We start from the raw sequence: 16,796 nt of genomic DNA on the forward strand, positions 1-16,796 counted from the left end.
CCGATTTTCTCCCATCCCCGAGCTGCCTTTGCATCCTGATGTCCCAAGAACAACATAACGCCGCACCCAGGCCTGGCCGTTGGGCGCTGTGCTGGCGATTTGCGCGGGGCAGCTACATTCACCTGAACCGGGCCAGCCACCATGTGCTGGGTTTCACCCTCAAGCTGCTGCTGGCAGCCTATTTCGTCTTTTGCGCGCTGTTCCTGGTGCTGCGCTATGCGGTGCTGCCCGAGATCGGACACTACAAGCCGCGCATCGAACATCTGGTGTCGGCGCAGATCGGTCGCGTGGTCAGCATCGAGGCCATCGATGCCTCCTGGAGCGGACTGCGCCCGCAGCTTTCCCTGACCAATATCACCGTGCATGACGAGCAGGGCGAGGCCGCCCTGACCTTGCCGCGGGTATCGACCACGCTGTCCTGGAGCAGCGTGCTGGTGGCTGCGCTGCGGGTGGAAAACCTGAGCATCGAGGGCGCCGACCTGGCGATCCGCCGCGATGCCGCCGGCAAGCTCTTCGTGGCCGGCATCCCGGTACCCACGGGTGGCGATGGCAGTACGCTGGATTGGCTGCTGTCGCAGCGCGAAATCGTGATCCGTCACAGCAAATTGCGCTGGGATGATGAAATGCGCAAGGCGCCCGAGCTGGTGCTGGAAGACGTCAACCTGATCCTGCACAACCGCTGGTTGCGCCACCGGCTGTCCCTGCGTGCCAATCCGCCGCAGGAGACCGCGGCGCCGCTGGATGTCAGGGCCGACTTCAGTCATCCAGCCTTCGCCCGCAGTTCCGAGATCACGCGCTGGAAGGGCGTGCTCTATGCCGACCTGCGCAACACCGACCTGGCGGTCTGGCGGGCCTGGATGGACTATCCGATCGCCATCAACAGCGGCCGCGGTTCGGTGCGCGCCTGGCTGACGCTGGACCATGCCAAGGTCGCCAATTTCACCGCCGACCTCAGCCTGGCCGACTTCAATGCCCAGCTGTCGCGACAGCTGGAGCCGCTGTCGCTCAAGCGCGTCAATGGCCGCATCTCGGCCAGCGAAACCCTGGGCGCCGGCCAGCAGGACGGCGTGCCGACCTTCGGTACCAATGGCCATCAGGTGATCCTGACCGATTTCTCGATAGAAACCCCGGACGGCTTCGTCCTGCCGCCGACTTCGATCACCGAGAGCTATGAGCCGGCCACCCCGCTCAAGGCCGAGCGTACCAGCGTCAAGGCTACCTACCTGAACCTGCAGACGTTGTCGCAACTGGCGACCCGGTTGCCGCTGGCCCCCTCGCAGCGCAAGTTGCTGGACGACCTGGCACCACGCGGAGAACTCAACGATTTCACCGTGCAGTGGCAGGGCAGTTATCCGGAGCTCAGTTCCTATCGGGTACAGGGACGTTTCAAGGGCTTGGGCATGAAGGGCCTGGCGGCCCATGTGGAACCGCGCAAGAATCCGGCCCAGCAGGCGCGTGTGCAGTGGGCCGGCTTCCCCGGCTTCAGCAACCTGAGCGGCGAGATCGATGCCACCGAAAAAGGCGGCTCGGTCAAGGTGGATACGCAGCAACTGGTGGTCGACCTGCCTGCCGACCTCTTCGTCGAACCCAGCCTGCCGTTCGATACCCTGAAACTTCAGGCGCATTGGCAATACCTGAAGGATCAGACACTGCAGGTGGACCTGGACCAGATGCAATTCAGTCAGCCCGGCGTTGCCGGCAGTCTCTCCGGTCGCCATCTGCTGCCGCTGCAGGGCAAGTCGGCCGGCAGCCTGGACCTCGCCGGCGAATTCAGCAGCTTCGACGTCAAGGCGATCCGCCGCTACCTGCCGCAGCACATGAGCGAACCCCTGCGGCACTGGCTGACCGAGGGTCTGATGGCGGGCAACCTGCATGACGTGCAGTTCAAGCTCAAGGGCGCGCTGGCCGATTTCCCGTTCCATACCGTCAAGCCTGGCGAGCAGCCCAAGGGGCAGTTCCAGCTGAGCGGCGACTTCGAGGGGCTCAAGCTGAACTACACCCCCGGTCATGTCGGCCGCGACGGTAAGGAGCCCGAGTGGCCCTTGCTGGAAGAGGGACGCGGACGCCTGAGCATCGATCGCACCCGCCTGGAGATCAAGGCCGACAGCGCCCGCAGCCTGGGCGCACGGCTGGGGCCGGTGACGGCGCGGGTGGCCGATGCCGCTTCGCATGAAGCCACGCTGGAAATCGAGGGGGTGGCCAATGGCCCGATGCCGGCCTTCCTGCAGTACGTGAACCAGAGCCCGGTGGCGCGCTGGACCGGCAATGTCATGGAGCACAGCAGTGCGACCGGCGAGGCAAGGCTGGACCTGAAATTCCAGATGCCGCTGAACCACGCCATCGATACCCGTGCCCAGGGTGCCTTCCACTTTGCCAACAACGACGTCGACCTGCTGCCGGACCTGCCGGTGCTGTATCGCACCGCGGGCAAGGTGGAATTCAATGAACGGGGTTTCACCCTCAACGGCGTGCGGGGGCAGTTCCTGGGCGACAGCCTAGCCATCAACGGCGGAACCCAGAAGGATGGCAGCAGCCTGGTACGGCTGGAGGGGGCGATCAATGTCGAGGCGCTGCGCAAGCAATACGCCGAACCCTCGCTACAGCGCCTGCTGGCGCACCTGTCCGGAGGTACCCGTTACACCGCTACGGTGCAGGTACGGCAGCGCCAGCCCGAGGTCAGCATCGAATCCAACCTGGTCGGGCTGGGGCTGGATCTGCCGGCGCCCTTGCGCAAGGGCGCGCAGGACAACCTGCCGCTGCGGGTGGACCTGCTGCCGTTGGCCTCGTCCGATCCCCTGGTCGAGCGCGAGGAAATGCGCATGGCGCTGGGCCAGAACGTCAGCGCCCGCCATGTGCGGGAACGCGTGGTGGCCAGCGGCGGCAACTGGCGTGTGGTCAGTGGCGGCATCGGCTGGAACCAGCCGGCGCCGACTCCGGCGGCGGGGCTCAAGCTGGCGCTGGCCGCCGATAGCCTGGACCTGGACGCCTGGCTGGCACTGAAGAACGACCTGGTCGGCAAGGACGTCGCGCCCGGCGCCGCTGCCGGGCAGACCGGGCGTCTGGGCAGCAGCGAAGTGACCCAGTACCTGCAGCCGGACAATGTCTCGGCCCGGGTGGGCGAGCTCAGGTTGATGGGCAAGAAGCTCAACAAACTGATTCTGGAGGCCACGCATCGTCGCAACACCTGGCAGATGAACCTGGAGTCGCAGCAGGCAGCCGGCAGCGTGACCTGGGACGAGTCCACCGGCGGCAAGGGCGCAGGCAAGGTGACGGCGCGCCTGTCCTCGCTGGTCATCCCCAAGTCCAGCCCGACGAGCGAAGCGCAGCCGGCCTCCGCCCAAGCCGACAGCAGCAGCGACGACAACGTGCAGATGCCGGCGCTGGACATCCGTGCCGACCAGTTCGAGCTGGGCGGCAAGAAGCTGGGCCGGCTGGAGCTTGATGCCAGTAACATCGTCACCTCGGTGGGGCGTGAATGGCGCATCAGCCGGCTGCTGCTGGCCAATCCCGATGCGCAGTTCCGCGCCGCCGGCAACTGGCTCAGCTTCGGCAGCAACCATACCTCCAACTTCACCTATGCCCTGGACATCGACGACGCCGGCAAGCTGCTGGAGCGCTTCGGTTATCCCGGCACCATCCGCGGCGGTCGTGGCAAGCTGGATGGCGACCTGAGCTGGAAGGCGCCACCCTATGCGATGGACATGGCCAGCCTGGGCGGCCAGGTGCACATGGATGTGCACTCGGGCCAGTTCCTGAAGGTTGATCCGGGGGCGGCCAAGCTCCTGGGCGTGCTCAACCTGCAGGCGCTGCCGCGCCGGCTGACGCTGGACTTCCGCGACGTGTTCTCGGAAGGCTTTGCCTTCGATACGGTGGCCGGCACCGCCAGCATCGCCCGTGGCATCGCCACCACCGACAATCTCAAGATGACCGGCGTGACGGCCTCGGTGTTGATGAGCGGCTCGGCCGACATCGCCCGCGAAACCCAGGACCTGCACGTGGTGGTGATCCCCGAGATCAACCTCGGTACGGCCTCGGTGGTGGCCATGGCGGTCAACCCGGTGGTGGGCGTGAGTACCTTGCTGGCACAGCTGTTCCTGCGTAATCCGGTGATGAAGTCGCTCAGTTTCGAATACAAGGTGACCGGGCCTTGGAGCGACCCCATCGTGGTCAAGCAGGGGCAGGTGTCGCCGGTGGATGCCGAGCGCGCCAAGGAAGTGCTGCAGAAGGGCCAGGACGGCAAGAACCCGGGCCCGGGCCAGGATCCGCCCGCCAATGATCTGGCCCCGCCACCGGCGACTGCCCCTGCCACCCGGCGCCGCCAGCCTGCGCCCGGGCCGGCCATCAATTCCGGTGCCTGAATCCGACCGTGCGGCGCCTGCAGATCGGCGCGGGATGGGCCATACTGAAGCATTCTTCATATCATTTACGCGTCCTCTCATCTTCAGACGCGAGTCAGGTGTGAGCCGGACATGAGGCAAACATGAGGCAGACATGAGCCAGACATTCAAGGTAGCGGCCATCCAGATGGTCTCCACCCCCGAGGTGCAAGAGAACTTCGCCAGTGCGGCGCGCCTGGTGGCGCAGGCGGCGGAGCAGGGCGCGCAGCTGGTGCTGCTGCCCGAGTACTGGCCACTGCTGGGTCGCCATGAACGCGACAAGCTGGGCCACGCCGAAGCCGATGGCACCGGCCCGATCCAGGCATTCATGCAGACGCAGGCACGCCAGCACCAGGTGTGGCTGGTCGGCGGCACCCTGCCGCTGCAGTCGGATGACCCGGACAAGGTGCTCAATACCTCGCTGGTCTACGATCCGCAAGGCCGGCGCGTGGCCCGCTATGACAAGATCCACCTGTTCAATTTTTCCCGTGGACAGGAAAGCTATGACGAGGCCCGCACCATCGAACATGGCGGCGAGGTACGCAGCTTCGAGGCGCCGTTCGGCCGGGTCGGACTATCGGTCTGCTATGACCTGCGCTTCCCCGAGCTTTACCGGGCCATGGGCGAGTGCGCGCTGATCGTGATGCCGGCCGCCTTCACCTATACCACCGGCCGCGCCCACTGGGAGCTGCTGCTGCGTGCCCGTGCCGTCGAGAACCAGTGCTACGTGCTGGCCTCGGCCCAGGGGGGCGAGCATGTCAATGGCCGTCGTACCTGGGGCCACAGCATGCTGGTAGACCCGTGGGGCGAGATCGTGTCGGTCCTGCCGGAAGGCGAAGGACTTGTGATCGGCGATATCGACCCCCATCGTCTACAATACGTTCGAGAAAGCTTGCCGGCGCTTCGCCATCGCAAGCTTTGACCTTTTTTGCCTTCCGACAAGACGCTATGAAATTATTTGAACCCAACATGGGCGCCCTGCAAGTGGCGCGTGACGTGCTGCTGACTCCCTTCGGCCTGGACGAATCCAAGCTGCTCAAGGCGCTGGGCAGCATGTTCACGCACAAGGTCGACTACGCCGATCTCTATTTCCAGTTCACCAAGAGCGAGGGCTGGAGCCTGGAAGAGGGCATCGTCAAGACCGGCAGTTTTTCCATCGACCAGGGCGTGGGCGTGCGTGCCGTGTCGGGCGACAAGACCGCATTTTCCTATTCCGACGAGATTTCGGAATCCGCCCTGATGGACGCCGCCGCCGCCACCCGCACCATCGCCCGCCAGGGCAGCGGCAAGATCAAGGTGGCCGGGTCGATGATCCCCGCCGGTGGTCGCGCCCTGTATCTGCCGCACGATCCGCTGACCTCGCTGGACGCCACTGCCAAGGTGCAATTGCTGGAGCGCGTCGAGCGCATCGCCCGTGCCAAGGACCCACGCGTCAAGCAGGTCATGGCCAGCCTTTCCGGCGAATATGATGTGGTGCTGGTGGCGCGTGCCGATGGCGTGCTGGCGGCCGATATCCGACCGCTGGTGCGGGTCTCGGTCACGGTGATCGCCGAACAGAATGGCCGTCGCGAGATGGGCAGCAGTGGTGGCGGTGGCCGCTATGACTACGGCTATTTCTCCGATGTGCTGCTGGAAAAATATGCCTCCGAGGCGGTCGCCACGGCGCTGGTCAACCTGGAAGCGCGCCCGGCCCCGGCCGGCCCGATGACCGTCGTGCTCGGCCCCGGCTGGCCCGGCATCCTGCTGCACGAAGCCATCGGCCACGGCCTGGAAGGCGACTTCAACCGCAAGGGCTCGTCCACCTTCTCCGGCCGGATTGGCGAGCGTGTCGCGGCCAAGGGCGTGACCGTGGTCGATGACGGCACGATTGCCGACCGTCGCGGCTCGCTCAACATCGACGACGAAGGCAACCCGACCCAGTGCACCACCCTCATCGAGGATGGCATCCTGAAGGGTTATATCCAGGACACCATGAACGCCCGCCTGATGAAGATGGACGTCACCGGCAATGCCCGTCGCGAGTCCTTCGCGCACCTGCCCATGCCGCGCATGACCAATACCTACATGCTGGGCGGCGACCAGGACCCGGGTGAAATCCTGGCCTCGGTCAAGAACGGCCTGTATGCGGTCAACTTCGGCGGCGGCCAGGTGGATATCACCAACGGCAAGTTCGTCTTCTCCGCCAGTGAGGCTTACATGATCGAGGATGGCAAGATCACCTATCCGGTCAAGGGCGCCACGCTGATCGGCAATGGTCCGGATGTGCTGAACCGGGTTTCCATGATCGGCAACGACATGCGCCTGGATTCGGGCGTGGGCGTATGCGGCAAGGAAGGCCAGAGCGTGCCGGTGGGCGTGGGCCAGCCGACCTTGCGCCTGGATGGCGTGACCGTGGGGGGCACTGCCTGAACCTGCGCAACAGCTTCAGCAGTGCAATGAAGACCGCCGGAGAGCTTGCCGGCGGTTTTTTTTCGTCGGCGGGGGCGGGAAAGGCGTTGCGGGAGACGTCGCCAGATCAAATTTCAGGGTTTTTTTGCAGGATAACCACAGCGGAAAGCTGCGCCGAAGGCGGGCAGGGCTTGCAGAGGGCATGATTTTTTGTTGCCTTTATCGGCAAAATTTTTGCCTATCAAGCAAAGTTAATTCAAAAATCACGATATTTATGAATAAAACGTGCATGAGCACTGCATCATTCCATTTTTCGCATCTCCCTTGCCAAAGCCCCGGATTTGTAGCACTATGAATGTCTGCTTCAATTATCCATGACGCCAGACATGTCTTTCATCCGCGCTTACTTTTATTTTTACTTTAGCTATTCCAGCCCCACGGCGGTGAAAAGCGGTAAGCGTTCGTAAAAAGACAAAACCGAATTTCCTAAAAACCGCCAGTGATGGCGGTTTTTTTTTGGGTCAAATTTCCAGCTGAATATTTGCAGCACACCAGGAGAAAAAAATGCCGCGCACTGACGATCTTCGCATCCGAGAAATGAAAGAACTGGTCCCCCCCTCGCATCTCATCCGCGAATTCGGCTGCACCGAAAAGGTCGAGCGCACCACCGCCGAAGCCCGCACCGCGCTGCATCGCATCCTGCACGGCCAGGACGACCGCCTGATGGTCGTCATCGGCCCCTGTTCCATCCACGACACCAAGGCCGCCATGGAATATGCGCGCCGCCTGGTGGTGGAGCGCGAGCGCCACAAGAACGAGCTGGAAATCGTCATGCGCGTCTACTTCGAGAAGCCACGCACCACGGTCGGCTGGAAAGGCCTGATCAACGACCCGTACATGGACAACAGCTTCCGCATCAACGATGGCCTGCGCGCTGCCCGTGAACTGCTGTTGAACATCAACGACCTGGGCCTGCCGGCCGGTACCGAATTCCTGGACGTGATCAGCCCGCAATACATCGCCGACCTGATCAGCTGGGGTGCCATCGGCGCGCGTACCACCGAATCCCAGGTACACCGCGAACTGGCCTCTGGCCTGTCCTGCCCGGTGGGCTTCAAGAACGGCACCGACGGCAACGTCAAGATCGCCGTGGATGCCATCAAGGCCGCGTCCCAGCCGCACCACTTCCTGTCGGTGACCAAGGGTGGTCACTCGGCCATCGTCTCCACTGCCGGCAACGAGGATTGCCACATCATCCTGCGCGGCGGCAAGCAGCCCAACTATGATGCGCCCAGCGTGGAAGCGGCCTGCCAGGACATCGCCAAGAGCGGCCTGGCGGCGCGCCTGATGATCGATGCCTCGCACGCCAACAGCTCCAAGAAGCCGGAAAACCAGATCCCCGTCTGCGCCGACATCGGCCGCCAGATCGCCGGTGGCGACACCCGCATTGTCGGCGTGATGGTGGAATCGCACCTGATCGCCGGCCGCCAGGATCTGGTGCCGGGCAAGGAACTGACCTACGGCCAGTCCGTCACTGATGGCTGCATCAACTGGGAAGAAAGCGTGCAAGTGCTGCAAGGCTTGGCGGACTCCGTCAAGCAGCGCCGCCTGGTCGGGGATGAGCGCGACGCAGCCTGATCGGGCATGACCGGGCCTGCCCCGGCCTGATCCGCTTCACGCAGCGCGCAAGAAAAACGCCGGCATCGCCGGCGTTTTTCATTGCGGAGCCAGATCGGAACCGGCAATCAATCACGGAAGTTGTTGAACTCCAGCGGAATATCCTTGATCTCCTTGCGCAGCAGCGCCATGGCAGCCTGCAGGTCATCGCGCTTGGCCCCGGTGATGCGCACGGCATCGCCCTGGATGCTGGCTTGCACCTTCATCTTGCTGTCCTTGATGACACGCACGATCTTCTTGGCATCGTCGCTCTCGATGCCGTTCTTGACCTTGATCACCTGCTTGACCTTGTCACCGCCGATCTTTTCGATCTTGCCCTCGTCCAGGAAGCGTACGTCGACGTTGCGCTTGGTCATCTTGTTGGTGAGCACGTCGCGCACCTGGCTCAGCTGGAAGTCGGAGTCGGCGAAGGCGGTCAGTTCGCGTTCCTTTTGCTCGACGCGGGCGTCGGTACCCTTGAAGTCGAAGCGGGTGGAGATTTCCTTGTTGGCTTGTTCTACGGCATTCTTGACTTCGACCAGATTGGCTTCGCAGACGGTATCGAATGAGGGCATGGCTTTATCCTTATGTTCTTGCAGCCGGCGGAGGCCGGCGTCTGACCCGTGATTCTAGCGGAGTGGGGCCGCCGCCGCCATCGTCGTCCCGCCGACAGCCGATGTCCGGCCTCTGGAGCGCTATAATCGCTGCCCTATGACCACGTCTTCGCTTCCCGTCCAGCACGCCGTTTCCCTGCGCGCCTTCAATACCTTCGGCATCGAGGCCCAGGCCCACGCCTACCTGCCCGTCGATGGTGCAGAAATCCTGCAGGCGCTGCGCGCCGATGTCACCCTGATGGCCTTGCCGCGACTGGTGCTCGGTGGTGGCAGCAACCTGCTGCTGACGCAGGATTTCAGCGGACTGGTGCTGCATATGCAAGGCCGTGGCATGGCGATCACCGGCCACGACGAGGACTTCACCTACGTGTGCGCCGCCGCCGGCGAGAGCTGGCACAGCTTTGTCCAGTGGACGCTGGCGCAGGGGCTGGGCGGGCTGGAAAACCTCTCGCTCATTCCCGGTAGCGTGGGCGCCGCGCCCATCCAGAACATCGGTGCCTATGGCATCGAGCTCAAGGATCGTTTCCACAGCCTGCGTGCCTTCGATCTCGACCGCGGCGAGATTCTCACGCTGGACCGCGAGGCCTGCCGCTTTGGCTATCGCGACAGCGTCTTCAAGCACGCGCTGCGTGACCGTGCCGTCGTGCTTGACGTCAGCTTCGCCCTGCCCAGGCGCTGGGTTGCCAATGCCAACTACGCCGATGTCGCGCAGGCGCTGGATCAGCAGGGCATCACCGAACCCGGCCCGCGCGACATTGCCGAGGCCGTCATCGCCATCCGCACCCGCAAGCTGCCCGATCCGGCCCGCATCGGCAATGCCGGCAGCTTCTTCAAGAACCCCATCGTACCGACCCGCCTGCGCGATCGCCTGCTGGCGCAATACGCCAACCTGGTCAGCTATCGGGTCGATGACGATCACTACAAGTTGGCCGCCGGCTGGCTGATCGACCGCTGCGGCTGGAAGGGCAAGAGCATGGGACGGGCCGGTGTCTACGAACAGCAGGCGCTGGTGCTGGTCAATCGCGGTGGTGCCAGCGGCGCCGAGATCGCCCGGCTGGCCAAGGCCATTCAGGATGATGTGCTGGAGAAGTTCGGGGTGCAGCTGGAGCCGGAGCCGGTCTTCATCTGAGCACGCGTTTTCATGCACGTAAAAAAGCCGTCGGTATTGCTACCGACGGCTTTTTCATTCTGCTTTGCTATCGATCAGCCGAAGTGGCAGACGTAGTCCAGGGTCTCGGTCACTTCGATGTCGAAGCTGGAGTTGCCCGGCACGCTGAAGGTGGTGCCCGCAGCGTAGGTATTCCAGGCTTCTTCACCCTTCAAGCGCACACGGCAGCTGCCACCGTTGATTTCCATGATTTCCGGCGCGCCGGTGCTGAAGTTCAGCGAGGCGGGCAGGATCACGCCCAGGGTCTTCTTGCTGCCATCGGCCAGCAGCACGGTGTGCGAGACGCACTTGCCGTCGAAATAGACATTGCCCTTCTTGAGGACGGTGACGTTGTCGAATTGGGTGCTCATCGAATCGCTTTCCATTAAAACCGTGAATGAATCTGGATTAAAACCCGGGATTGAAACCCCGGGATTACTTCTCGTCGCGGCCCAACAGCGGCAGTGACACCGCGGTACTGGAATCCAGCAGACCGGTGTTCTGGTAGATGGACAGCTTCTGGCGGGTGTCGGCGATGTCCAGGTTGCGCATGGTCAGCTGGCCGATACGGTCGATGGCGGAGAAGCTGCCTTCGCCCTTTTCCATGGTCAGGCGTTCCGGGTGGTAGGTCAGGTTGGGCGACTCGGTGTTGAGGATCGAGTAGTCGTTGCCACGACGCAGTTCCACCGTCACTTCGCCGGTGATGGCGCGCGCCACCCAGCGCTGGGCGGTTTCGCGCAGCATGATGGCCTGCGAATCGAACCAGCGGCCCTGGTACAGCAGGCGGCCCAGCTTGCGGCCGTTGTCGCGGTACTGTTCGATGGTGTCTTCGTTGTGGATGCCGGTGACCAGGCGCTCATAGGCGATGAACAGCAGGGCCAGGCCCGGGGCTTCGTAGATGCCGCGGCTCTTGGCTTCGATGATGCGGTTCTCGATCTGGTCGCTCATGCCCAGACCATGGCGGCCACCGATGCGGTTGGCTTCCAGGATCAGGTCGGTCATGCTGTCGAAGCTCTGGCCGTTCAGCGCCACCGGACGGCCTTCTTCGAAGCGCACGGTGACGGTCTCGGCCTTGACTTCGACGTCATCGCGCCAGAATGCCACGCCCATGATGGGCTGCACGATCTTGATGCCGCTGTTCAGGAACTCCAGGTCCTTGGCTTCGTGGGTCGCGCCCAGCATGTTGGAGTCGGTCGAGTAGGCTTTTTCCACCGACATCTTGTAGTCGAAACCGGACTTGATCATGAACTCGGACATTTCCTTGCGGCCGCCCAGTTCGTTGATGAAGGTGCTGTCCAGCCAGGGCTTGTAGATCTTCAGGTTGGGGTTCACCAGCAGGCCGTAGCGGTAGAAACGCTCGATGTCGTTGCCCTTGAAGGTGCTGCCGTCGCCCCAGATGTCGACGTTGTCGTCGCGCATGGCGGCCACCAGCATGGTGCCGGTCACGGCACGGCCCAGCGGGGTGGTGTTGAAGTAGGTGATGCCGGCGGTGGAGATGTGGAAGGCACCGCTTTGCAGGGCGGCGATACCTTCGTTGGCCAGCTGTTCGCGGCAGTCCACCAGGCGTGCCAGTTCGGCACCGTATTGCATGGCCTTCTTGGGAATGGCGTCGTAGTCCGGCTCGTCCGGCTGGCCCAGATTGGCGGTGTAGGCGTAGGGGACAGCGCCTTTCTGGCGCATCCAGGTCAGCGCGGCGCTGGTATCGAGGCCGCCGGAGAAGGCGATGCCGACTTTTTGATTGACCGGGACGGATTGCAGGATGTTGGACATGATCTTGACGTTGCGATGAGGATGAATTGACTAGGACTGGCGGGCTGGGCGTCATGCCCAGCCCGGAATTTCATTGGTCGAACTTGCCGTGCACCAGATATTCGAGCAGGGCCTTCTGGACGTGCAGGCGATTCTCCGCCTCTTCCCAGACCACCGACTGCGGGCCGTCGATCACTTCGGCGGCCACTTCCTCGCCACGGTGGGCCGGCAGGCAGTGCATGAAGAGCGCGTCCTTCTTGGCCCGCGACATCTTGGCCTGGTCCACGATCCAGCCGTCGAAGGCCTTCAGGCGGGCATTGTTCTCGGCCTCGAAGCCCATGCTGGTCCACACATCGGTGGTGACCAGGTCGGCGTCCTGGCAGGCATCGGCCGGGTCGGCGAAGAAGGTGTAATGCTGGTTGCCCGGCGAGACCTGGGCCGGGTCGATGTCATAGCCCTTGGGGGTGGAGACGTTGACATGGAAGCCAAACACCTCGGCCGCCTGCAGCCACGAATAGAGCATGTTGTTGGCATCGCCCACCCAGGCCACGATCTTGCCCTGGATGCTGCCCCGTTGTTCGATGTAGGTGAACACGTCGGCCAGCACCTGGCAGGGATGCTGCTCGTTGGTCAGACCGTTGATCACCGGCACGCGAGAATGGGCGGCAAAGCGCTCGATGATCTCCTGGCCGTAGGTGCGGATCATGATGACATCGCACATGCGCGACATCACCTGGGCCGCATCTTCCACCGGTTCACCACGGCCGAGCTGGCTGTCGCGGGTGTTCAGGTAGATCGCGGCACCGCCCATCTGGTGCATGCCGGCCTCGAAGGAGAGGCGGGTGCGGGTCGAGTTCTTCTCGAACACCATCACCAGCGTGCGGTCGGCCAGCGTGTGGTGGGGCTCGTAATTCTTGAACTTACGTTTGATCACACGGGAACGTTCGATCACGTACTCGTATTCATCAAGCGTAAAGTCGGAAAACTGGAGGTAGTGTTTGATTGCCATAAATAAAAACGGCGGCCAGTGTGGCGCCTGCCGCCGATAGTCGTTAACTCCTTAGATTATAAGGGATTCGGCTTAAAAAGATACCCGCTGTACTTGCCTTGTGGAAACAGTCGACGAATCCCCTTGTGGGGGCGGGCAATGAAGCTGGCTCGGGCAGCAGAAACGGATTTCTCGACACTATTCGAGCCGCAAGCAGAACTTATTTGAATCAGCTATCGATATCTGACGAGAAAATCCTTCTACTACGAATCGGTCAGCAAATGTCAAGATATAAATAAGAATCATTAGCATCTACCCCATTAGAATCGGCGCCTTTCTATTCCCTTGGAGTAAAAGCTGCCATGTCCGATTCGCCTGTTGTCCCATCCGGTTTCCGTCTGCGAGCCTTGCCTTCGGCGCTGGCTGCTGCCGTGCTTTCCATGCCGGCCCTACCTTTGCTGGCTGCCCCCACTGCTGAAGACCAGGAAGAAACCGTCACCTCCCGCCTGCCCGCCGTCGAGGTCCGCGACCGGCGCAGCCAGGGTGATCCGCGTCCCGGCAAGCTCAGTAGCGCCACCCGCACCGCCACCGAGCTCACCGACATACCGCAGACCGTGCAAAGCGTCGCCGTCGAACGGGTGATGGCCTACGGCGGGCGCGACATGGCGGCCGCACTGGCAGGCGTGCCGGGCATTTCCAATGTCTCCGATACCCGTTTCGACGCCTTCCGTATCCGTGGCTTTTCCAGCGCCGGCGACCTGCTGCTGGACGGCATGCGCGATGACGCCCAATACGTACGCAGCCTGGGCAGCGTCGAGCGTATCGACATCCTCAAGGGACCGGCCGCCGCCCTGTATGGACGGGGCAGTGGCGGCGGCGTGATCAATCGCATCAGCAAGCAGCCGGGACAGGAGGCCTTCGGTCAGGCTTCGGCCACCTTCGGCAGCTACGGCCAGCAGGGCGTGGCGCTGGACTGGAACCGTCCGCTTGATGCGCAATGGGCCATGCGTCTGAACCTCGGCCGCGAGCACGAGGGCAATTTCCGCGATGAGGTGCGCGGCACCCGCCAGTATTTCGCCCCGTCGCTGAAGTGGGAATCCGGCCATGACAGCTGGCTGCTGCAGGCCGAATACCAGGAATTCCTGCGCACCCCCGACCGCGGCGTGCCGGCGCGCGTGACAGCGCTCTCCCCGCGCAATACGGCCACCGCCTATGCCTTGCCGGTGGCCGATGATGGCAAGTTCTTCGGTGCTGCCGGTCGTGACGTCCTGCGCGATACCACGCTGGCCCTGCGCTCCACCCTCACGCGCGCCGTGGCGCCGGACTGGAGCATCCGTCAAGGCATCAGCCTGTTCGAACTCGATAGCGACTTCGACAATAGCTTCGTCTCGCAATCCTTCGTCAGTACCACCCGCAACCTGCAGCAGGTCCAGCGCAGCCGCTTCCAGCAGGACCTGCAGCAGCGCAACCTGCAGACCAACCTGGAGCTGCTGGGCAAGCTCGCCAGCGGGCCGTTGCAGCACGAGTTGCTGGCCGGCGTCGAATATGCCTGGCAGAAGCGCGACCCCCGGCTGTGGATGGGGTCGGCCACTCTGGTCTCCCTCCGCAATCCCGACAATCGCGACAACAAAAGCATCGTTCCCCAGCTGTGGCAGATGAACTATCACAAGGCCAGCAACCTGGGCATCTATGCACAGGACCAGATCGATCTGGGCGGCCGCCTGAAAGGCCTGTTCGGCCTGCGCTGGGACGACTTCGACGTCGATTCCCGCAACCAGTTGAAGAATCTGCGCAGCGAGCGCTCCAGCCATGCCGTGAGCCCGCGCGTGGGGGCAGTCTGGGAGGCCATCCCCGACCAGCACCTCTACCTGTCCTGGAGCAAGAACCACGCCCCGGTCGGAGGCGATGTGATCGGCATCACGCCCGGCGCCGAGGGCAACACCAACGACCTCGGTCCGCAGTACAGCCGCCAGGTCGAAACCGGCCTCAAGAGCGACTGGTTCGATCGCAGGATCAGCACCACCCTGGCCTGGTTCCAGCTGGAGCTCTACAACCGCACCGTGGCCGATCCCCTCAAGCCGGGCACCTTCTACCAGACCGGGCTGGAGCGCAATCGCGGCGTCGAGTTCAGCGTGGCCGGTGAAGTGCTGCGCCACTGGTTCCTGCGCGCCGGCTGGACGCAGCAGAACGCCAAGGTGCTGCAGGCCGAACCGCAATTCACCGGCAAGCGCGCCAGCGGCGTGTCGGCCCGCAATGGCAGCTTGTTCGTCTCCTACGCGCCGCCGCTGGGCTGGTTCGGCGAGACCGGCCTGATCGTCGAGGGCGCCCGTTTCGCCGACCGGGACAACCTGGTCGAGTTGCCAGCCTATACCCGCTGGGATGCCATGGTGGGTTATCGCCTGCAGCGTGCCGATTTCACCCTGGCCGCGACCAATCTGTCCGGCCGCCGCTACTACGCCAGCGCCACCGGCGCCTCCCAGATCGTCCCGGGTGCGCCACGGGCGCTGTCCTTCACGGCGACCTACAGGTTCTGAACGAGGTCAGGAACGACGTCAATACAGCGTCTGTGAAGACTCATGCACCAGCTGCGCATACAGCTGGTGCCGCATGCCCGCGATCTGGCCGGCTTGCACCGCTTCCAGCACGGCGCAACCGGGCTCGTTGAGGTGGTGGCAGTTGTAGAAACGGCATTTGCCCAGATAGGGCGTGAAGTCGCGGAAGGCACGTTCCAGCATGCCTTCGGAGAGCTGGTACAGGCCGAACTCCTGGAAGCCGGGTGAATCGATGATGCTGGCTTCCTGCTCCATCTGGTACAGACGGGTGAAGGTGGTGGTGTGCTTGCCGGTATCGAGCGCGGCCGAGATTTCGCGGGTGGCGATGTCGGCGTCCGGCACGATCAGGTTGATGATGGAGGACTTGCCCATGCCGGACTGGCCGATCAGGATCGTGCTCTTGCCTGCCAGCAGCGGCATGAAGGCAGCGCGGGTTTCTTCCGGGTGGGCCTTGGCCGACACTTCGTGCACCGGGTAACCCAGGCGCGCATAGACCTGCAGGCGTTCCCGTGTCTTCGGCAGGGCCTCGGTGATGTCGGTCTTGTTCAGGATCAGGTGGGCCGATACGCCCGCCGATTCGGCCGCCACCAGCGAACGCGAGACCAGGTCATCGGTAAAGCTGGGTTCGGTGGCCACCACGATGAACAGTTGATCCACATTGGCCGCCAGCAGCTTGGACTTGTACTGGTCGGAGCGGTAGAGCAGGGTTTTGCGCTCGTCGATGGTTTCGATCACCCCCTGGTTGGGCGAGGTGAGCGCCAGGCGGACGCGGTCGCCCACGGAGACGTCGCTCTTCTTGCCCCGGGTGACGCAATGCAGTTTCCGTTCGCCGGCCTGCACCAGATAATGCCGCCCGTGGGCGGCGATCACCAGACCGGATTCCAGGTCGGCCTTGGCGACCGGCCCGGCGCCGCGTACTGCGGCTTGCTTGCGGCCAGCCATCAGGCGTTGGCGCGCTGGGCGAAGATGGCGTCGACCTTGGCCGCGCAGACGAAGTCGTTGGCCGAGAGGCCACCGCGACCTTCATTGACGCTGTGGGTATCGAAACGCACGCTGCAGCGGTTGTAGCTCACGCCCAGCTCGGGGTGATGGTCTTCGGCATGGATCACCCAGGCGATCGCATTGACGAAGGCCAGGGTCTCGTAATAGTTGGCGAAGGTGAAGCTGCGCGCCAGCTTGCCGCCCTCGATCTTCCATGCGGGCAGGGCGGCCAGGTGGCTGGCGATGGCAGCGTCATCCAGGGCCTCGACGGGCTGGACGCAATGGGAAGCGGCGAGGGTGTGTGCGGTAATGCTCATGGGGTTCTCCAACGGTCAGGAAGCTGAA

12 protein-coding genes are annotated in these 16,796 nt (G+C 63.4%); 6 read left to right on the top strand and 6 right to left on the bottom strand.

The window, feature by feature from the left end; genetic code table 11:
* The first annotated feature begins 38 nt into the window (after positions 1-38).
* The 4 genes from I5R65_RS09810 to aroG all read left to right on the top strand — a co-directional run bounded on the left by I5R65_RS09810 (position 39) and on the right by aroG (position 8,402).
* A complete protein-coding gene (locus I5R65_RS09810; RefSeq protein WP_180670682.1) occupies positions 39-4,358 on the top strand; it encodes a YhdP family protein in 4,320 nt (1,439 codons plus the stop codon).
* Positions 4,359-4,491: 133 nt separating this feature from the next.
* Complete coding sequence (locus I5R65_RS09815; RefSeq protein ID WP_180670683.1) at positions 4,492-5,298, top strand: carbon-nitrogen hydrolase family protein; 807 nt, start codon at positions 4,492-4,494, stop codon at positions 5,296-5,298.
* A 26-nt stretch (positions 5,299-5,324) separates the two neighbouring features.
* Positions 5,325-6,785, top strand: a complete 1,461-nt coding sequence (tldD, locus tag I5R65_RS09820; protein WP_180670684.1) for a metalloprotease TldD — start codon at positions 5,325-5,327, stop codon at positions 6,783-6,785.
* A gap of 543 nt (positions 6,786-7,328) precedes the next feature.
* Positions 7,329-8,402, top strand: coding sequence for a 3-deoxy-7-phosphoheptulonate synthase AroG (gene aroG, locus I5R65_RS09825; protein WP_180670685.1), 1,074 nt, complete (start codon positions 7,329-7,331; stop codon positions 8,400-8,402).
* A 107-nt stretch (positions 8,403-8,509) separates the two neighbouring features.
* Here aroG and I5R65_RS09830 read toward each other — a convergent pair whose 3' ends face one another.
* Complete coding sequence (locus tag I5R65_RS09830) at positions 8,510-8,995, bottom strand: YajQ family cyclic di-GMP-binding protein (RefSeq protein WP_006463130.1); 486 nt, start codon at positions 8,993-8,995, stop codon at positions 8,510-8,512.
* 136 nt (positions 8,996-9,131) lie between these two features.
* Between I5R65_RS09830 and murB the strand changes: the two genes are divergently transcribed.
* A complete protein-coding gene (gene murB, locus I5R65_RS09835) occupies positions 9,132-10,163 on the top strand; it encodes a UDP-N-acetylmuramate dehydrogenase (protein WP_180670686.1) in 1,032 nt (343 codons plus the stop codon).
* 74 nt (positions 10,164-10,237) lie between these two features.
* Here the strand turns inward: murB and I5R65_RS09840 are convergent, their stop codons facing one another.
* The 3 genes from I5R65_RS09840 to argF all read right to left on the bottom strand — a co-directional run bounded on the left by I5R65_RS09840 (position 10,238) and on the right by argF (position 12,939).
* A complete protein-coding gene (locus I5R65_RS09840) occupies positions 10,238-10,552 on the bottom strand; it encodes a pyrimidine/purine nucleoside phosphorylase (RefSeq protein WP_180670687.1) in 315 nt (104 codons plus the stop codon).
* A 64-nt stretch (positions 10,553-10,616) separates the two neighbouring features.
* Positions 10,617-11,951, bottom strand: a complete 1,335-nt coding sequence (gene argG / locus I5R65_RS09845; RefSeq protein ID WP_180670688.1) for an argininosuccinate synthase — start codon at positions 11,949-11,951, stop codon at positions 10,617-10,619.
* A gap of 70 nt (positions 11,952-12,021) precedes the next feature.
* Positions 12,022-12,939 carry an ornithine carbamoyltransferase gene (gene argF / locus I5R65_RS09850; RefSeq protein ID WP_180670689.1) on the bottom strand — a complete coding sequence of 306 codons (918 nt, stop codon included), beginning with the start codon at positions 12,937-12,939 and terminating at the stop codon, positions 12,022-12,024.
* Positions 12,940-13,280: 341 nt separating this feature from the next.
* Between argF and I5R65_RS09855 the strand changes: the two genes are divergently transcribed.
* Positions 13,281-15,452 carry a TonB-dependent siderophore receptor gene (locus I5R65_RS09855; RefSeq protein WP_180670690.1) on the top strand — a complete coding sequence of 724 codons (2,172 nt, stop codon included), beginning with the start codon at positions 13,281-13,283 and terminating at the stop codon, positions 15,450-15,452.
* 18 nt (positions 15,453-15,470) lie between these two features.
* Here the strand turns inward: I5R65_RS09855 and rsgA are convergent, their stop codons facing one another.
* Together rsgA and I5R65_RS09865 are read right to left on the bottom strand one after the other, a co-directional pair.
* Positions 15,471-16,412: a ribosome small subunit-dependent GTPase A gene (rsgA, locus tag I5R65_RS09860; protein ID WP_180670691.1), complete on the bottom strand. Its 942-nt coding sequence runs from the start codon at positions 16,410-16,412 to the stop codon at positions 15,471-15,473.
* Complete coding sequence (locus I5R65_RS09865; RefSeq protein WP_180670692.1) at positions 16,412-16,768, bottom strand: 4a-hydroxytetrahydrobiopterin dehydratase; 357 nt, start codon at positions 16,766-16,768, stop codon at positions 16,412-16,414. Before I5R65_RS09865 ends, rsgA begins: the two co-directional genes overlap by 1 nt.
* Between the last annotated feature and the right edge of the window lie 28 nt (positions 16,769-16,796).

Source organism: Herbaspirillum sp. AP02 (assembly GCF_015767275.1).
GTDB lineage: Bacteria > Pseudomonadota > Gammaproteobacteria > Burkholderiales > Burkholderiaceae_D > Herbaspirillum.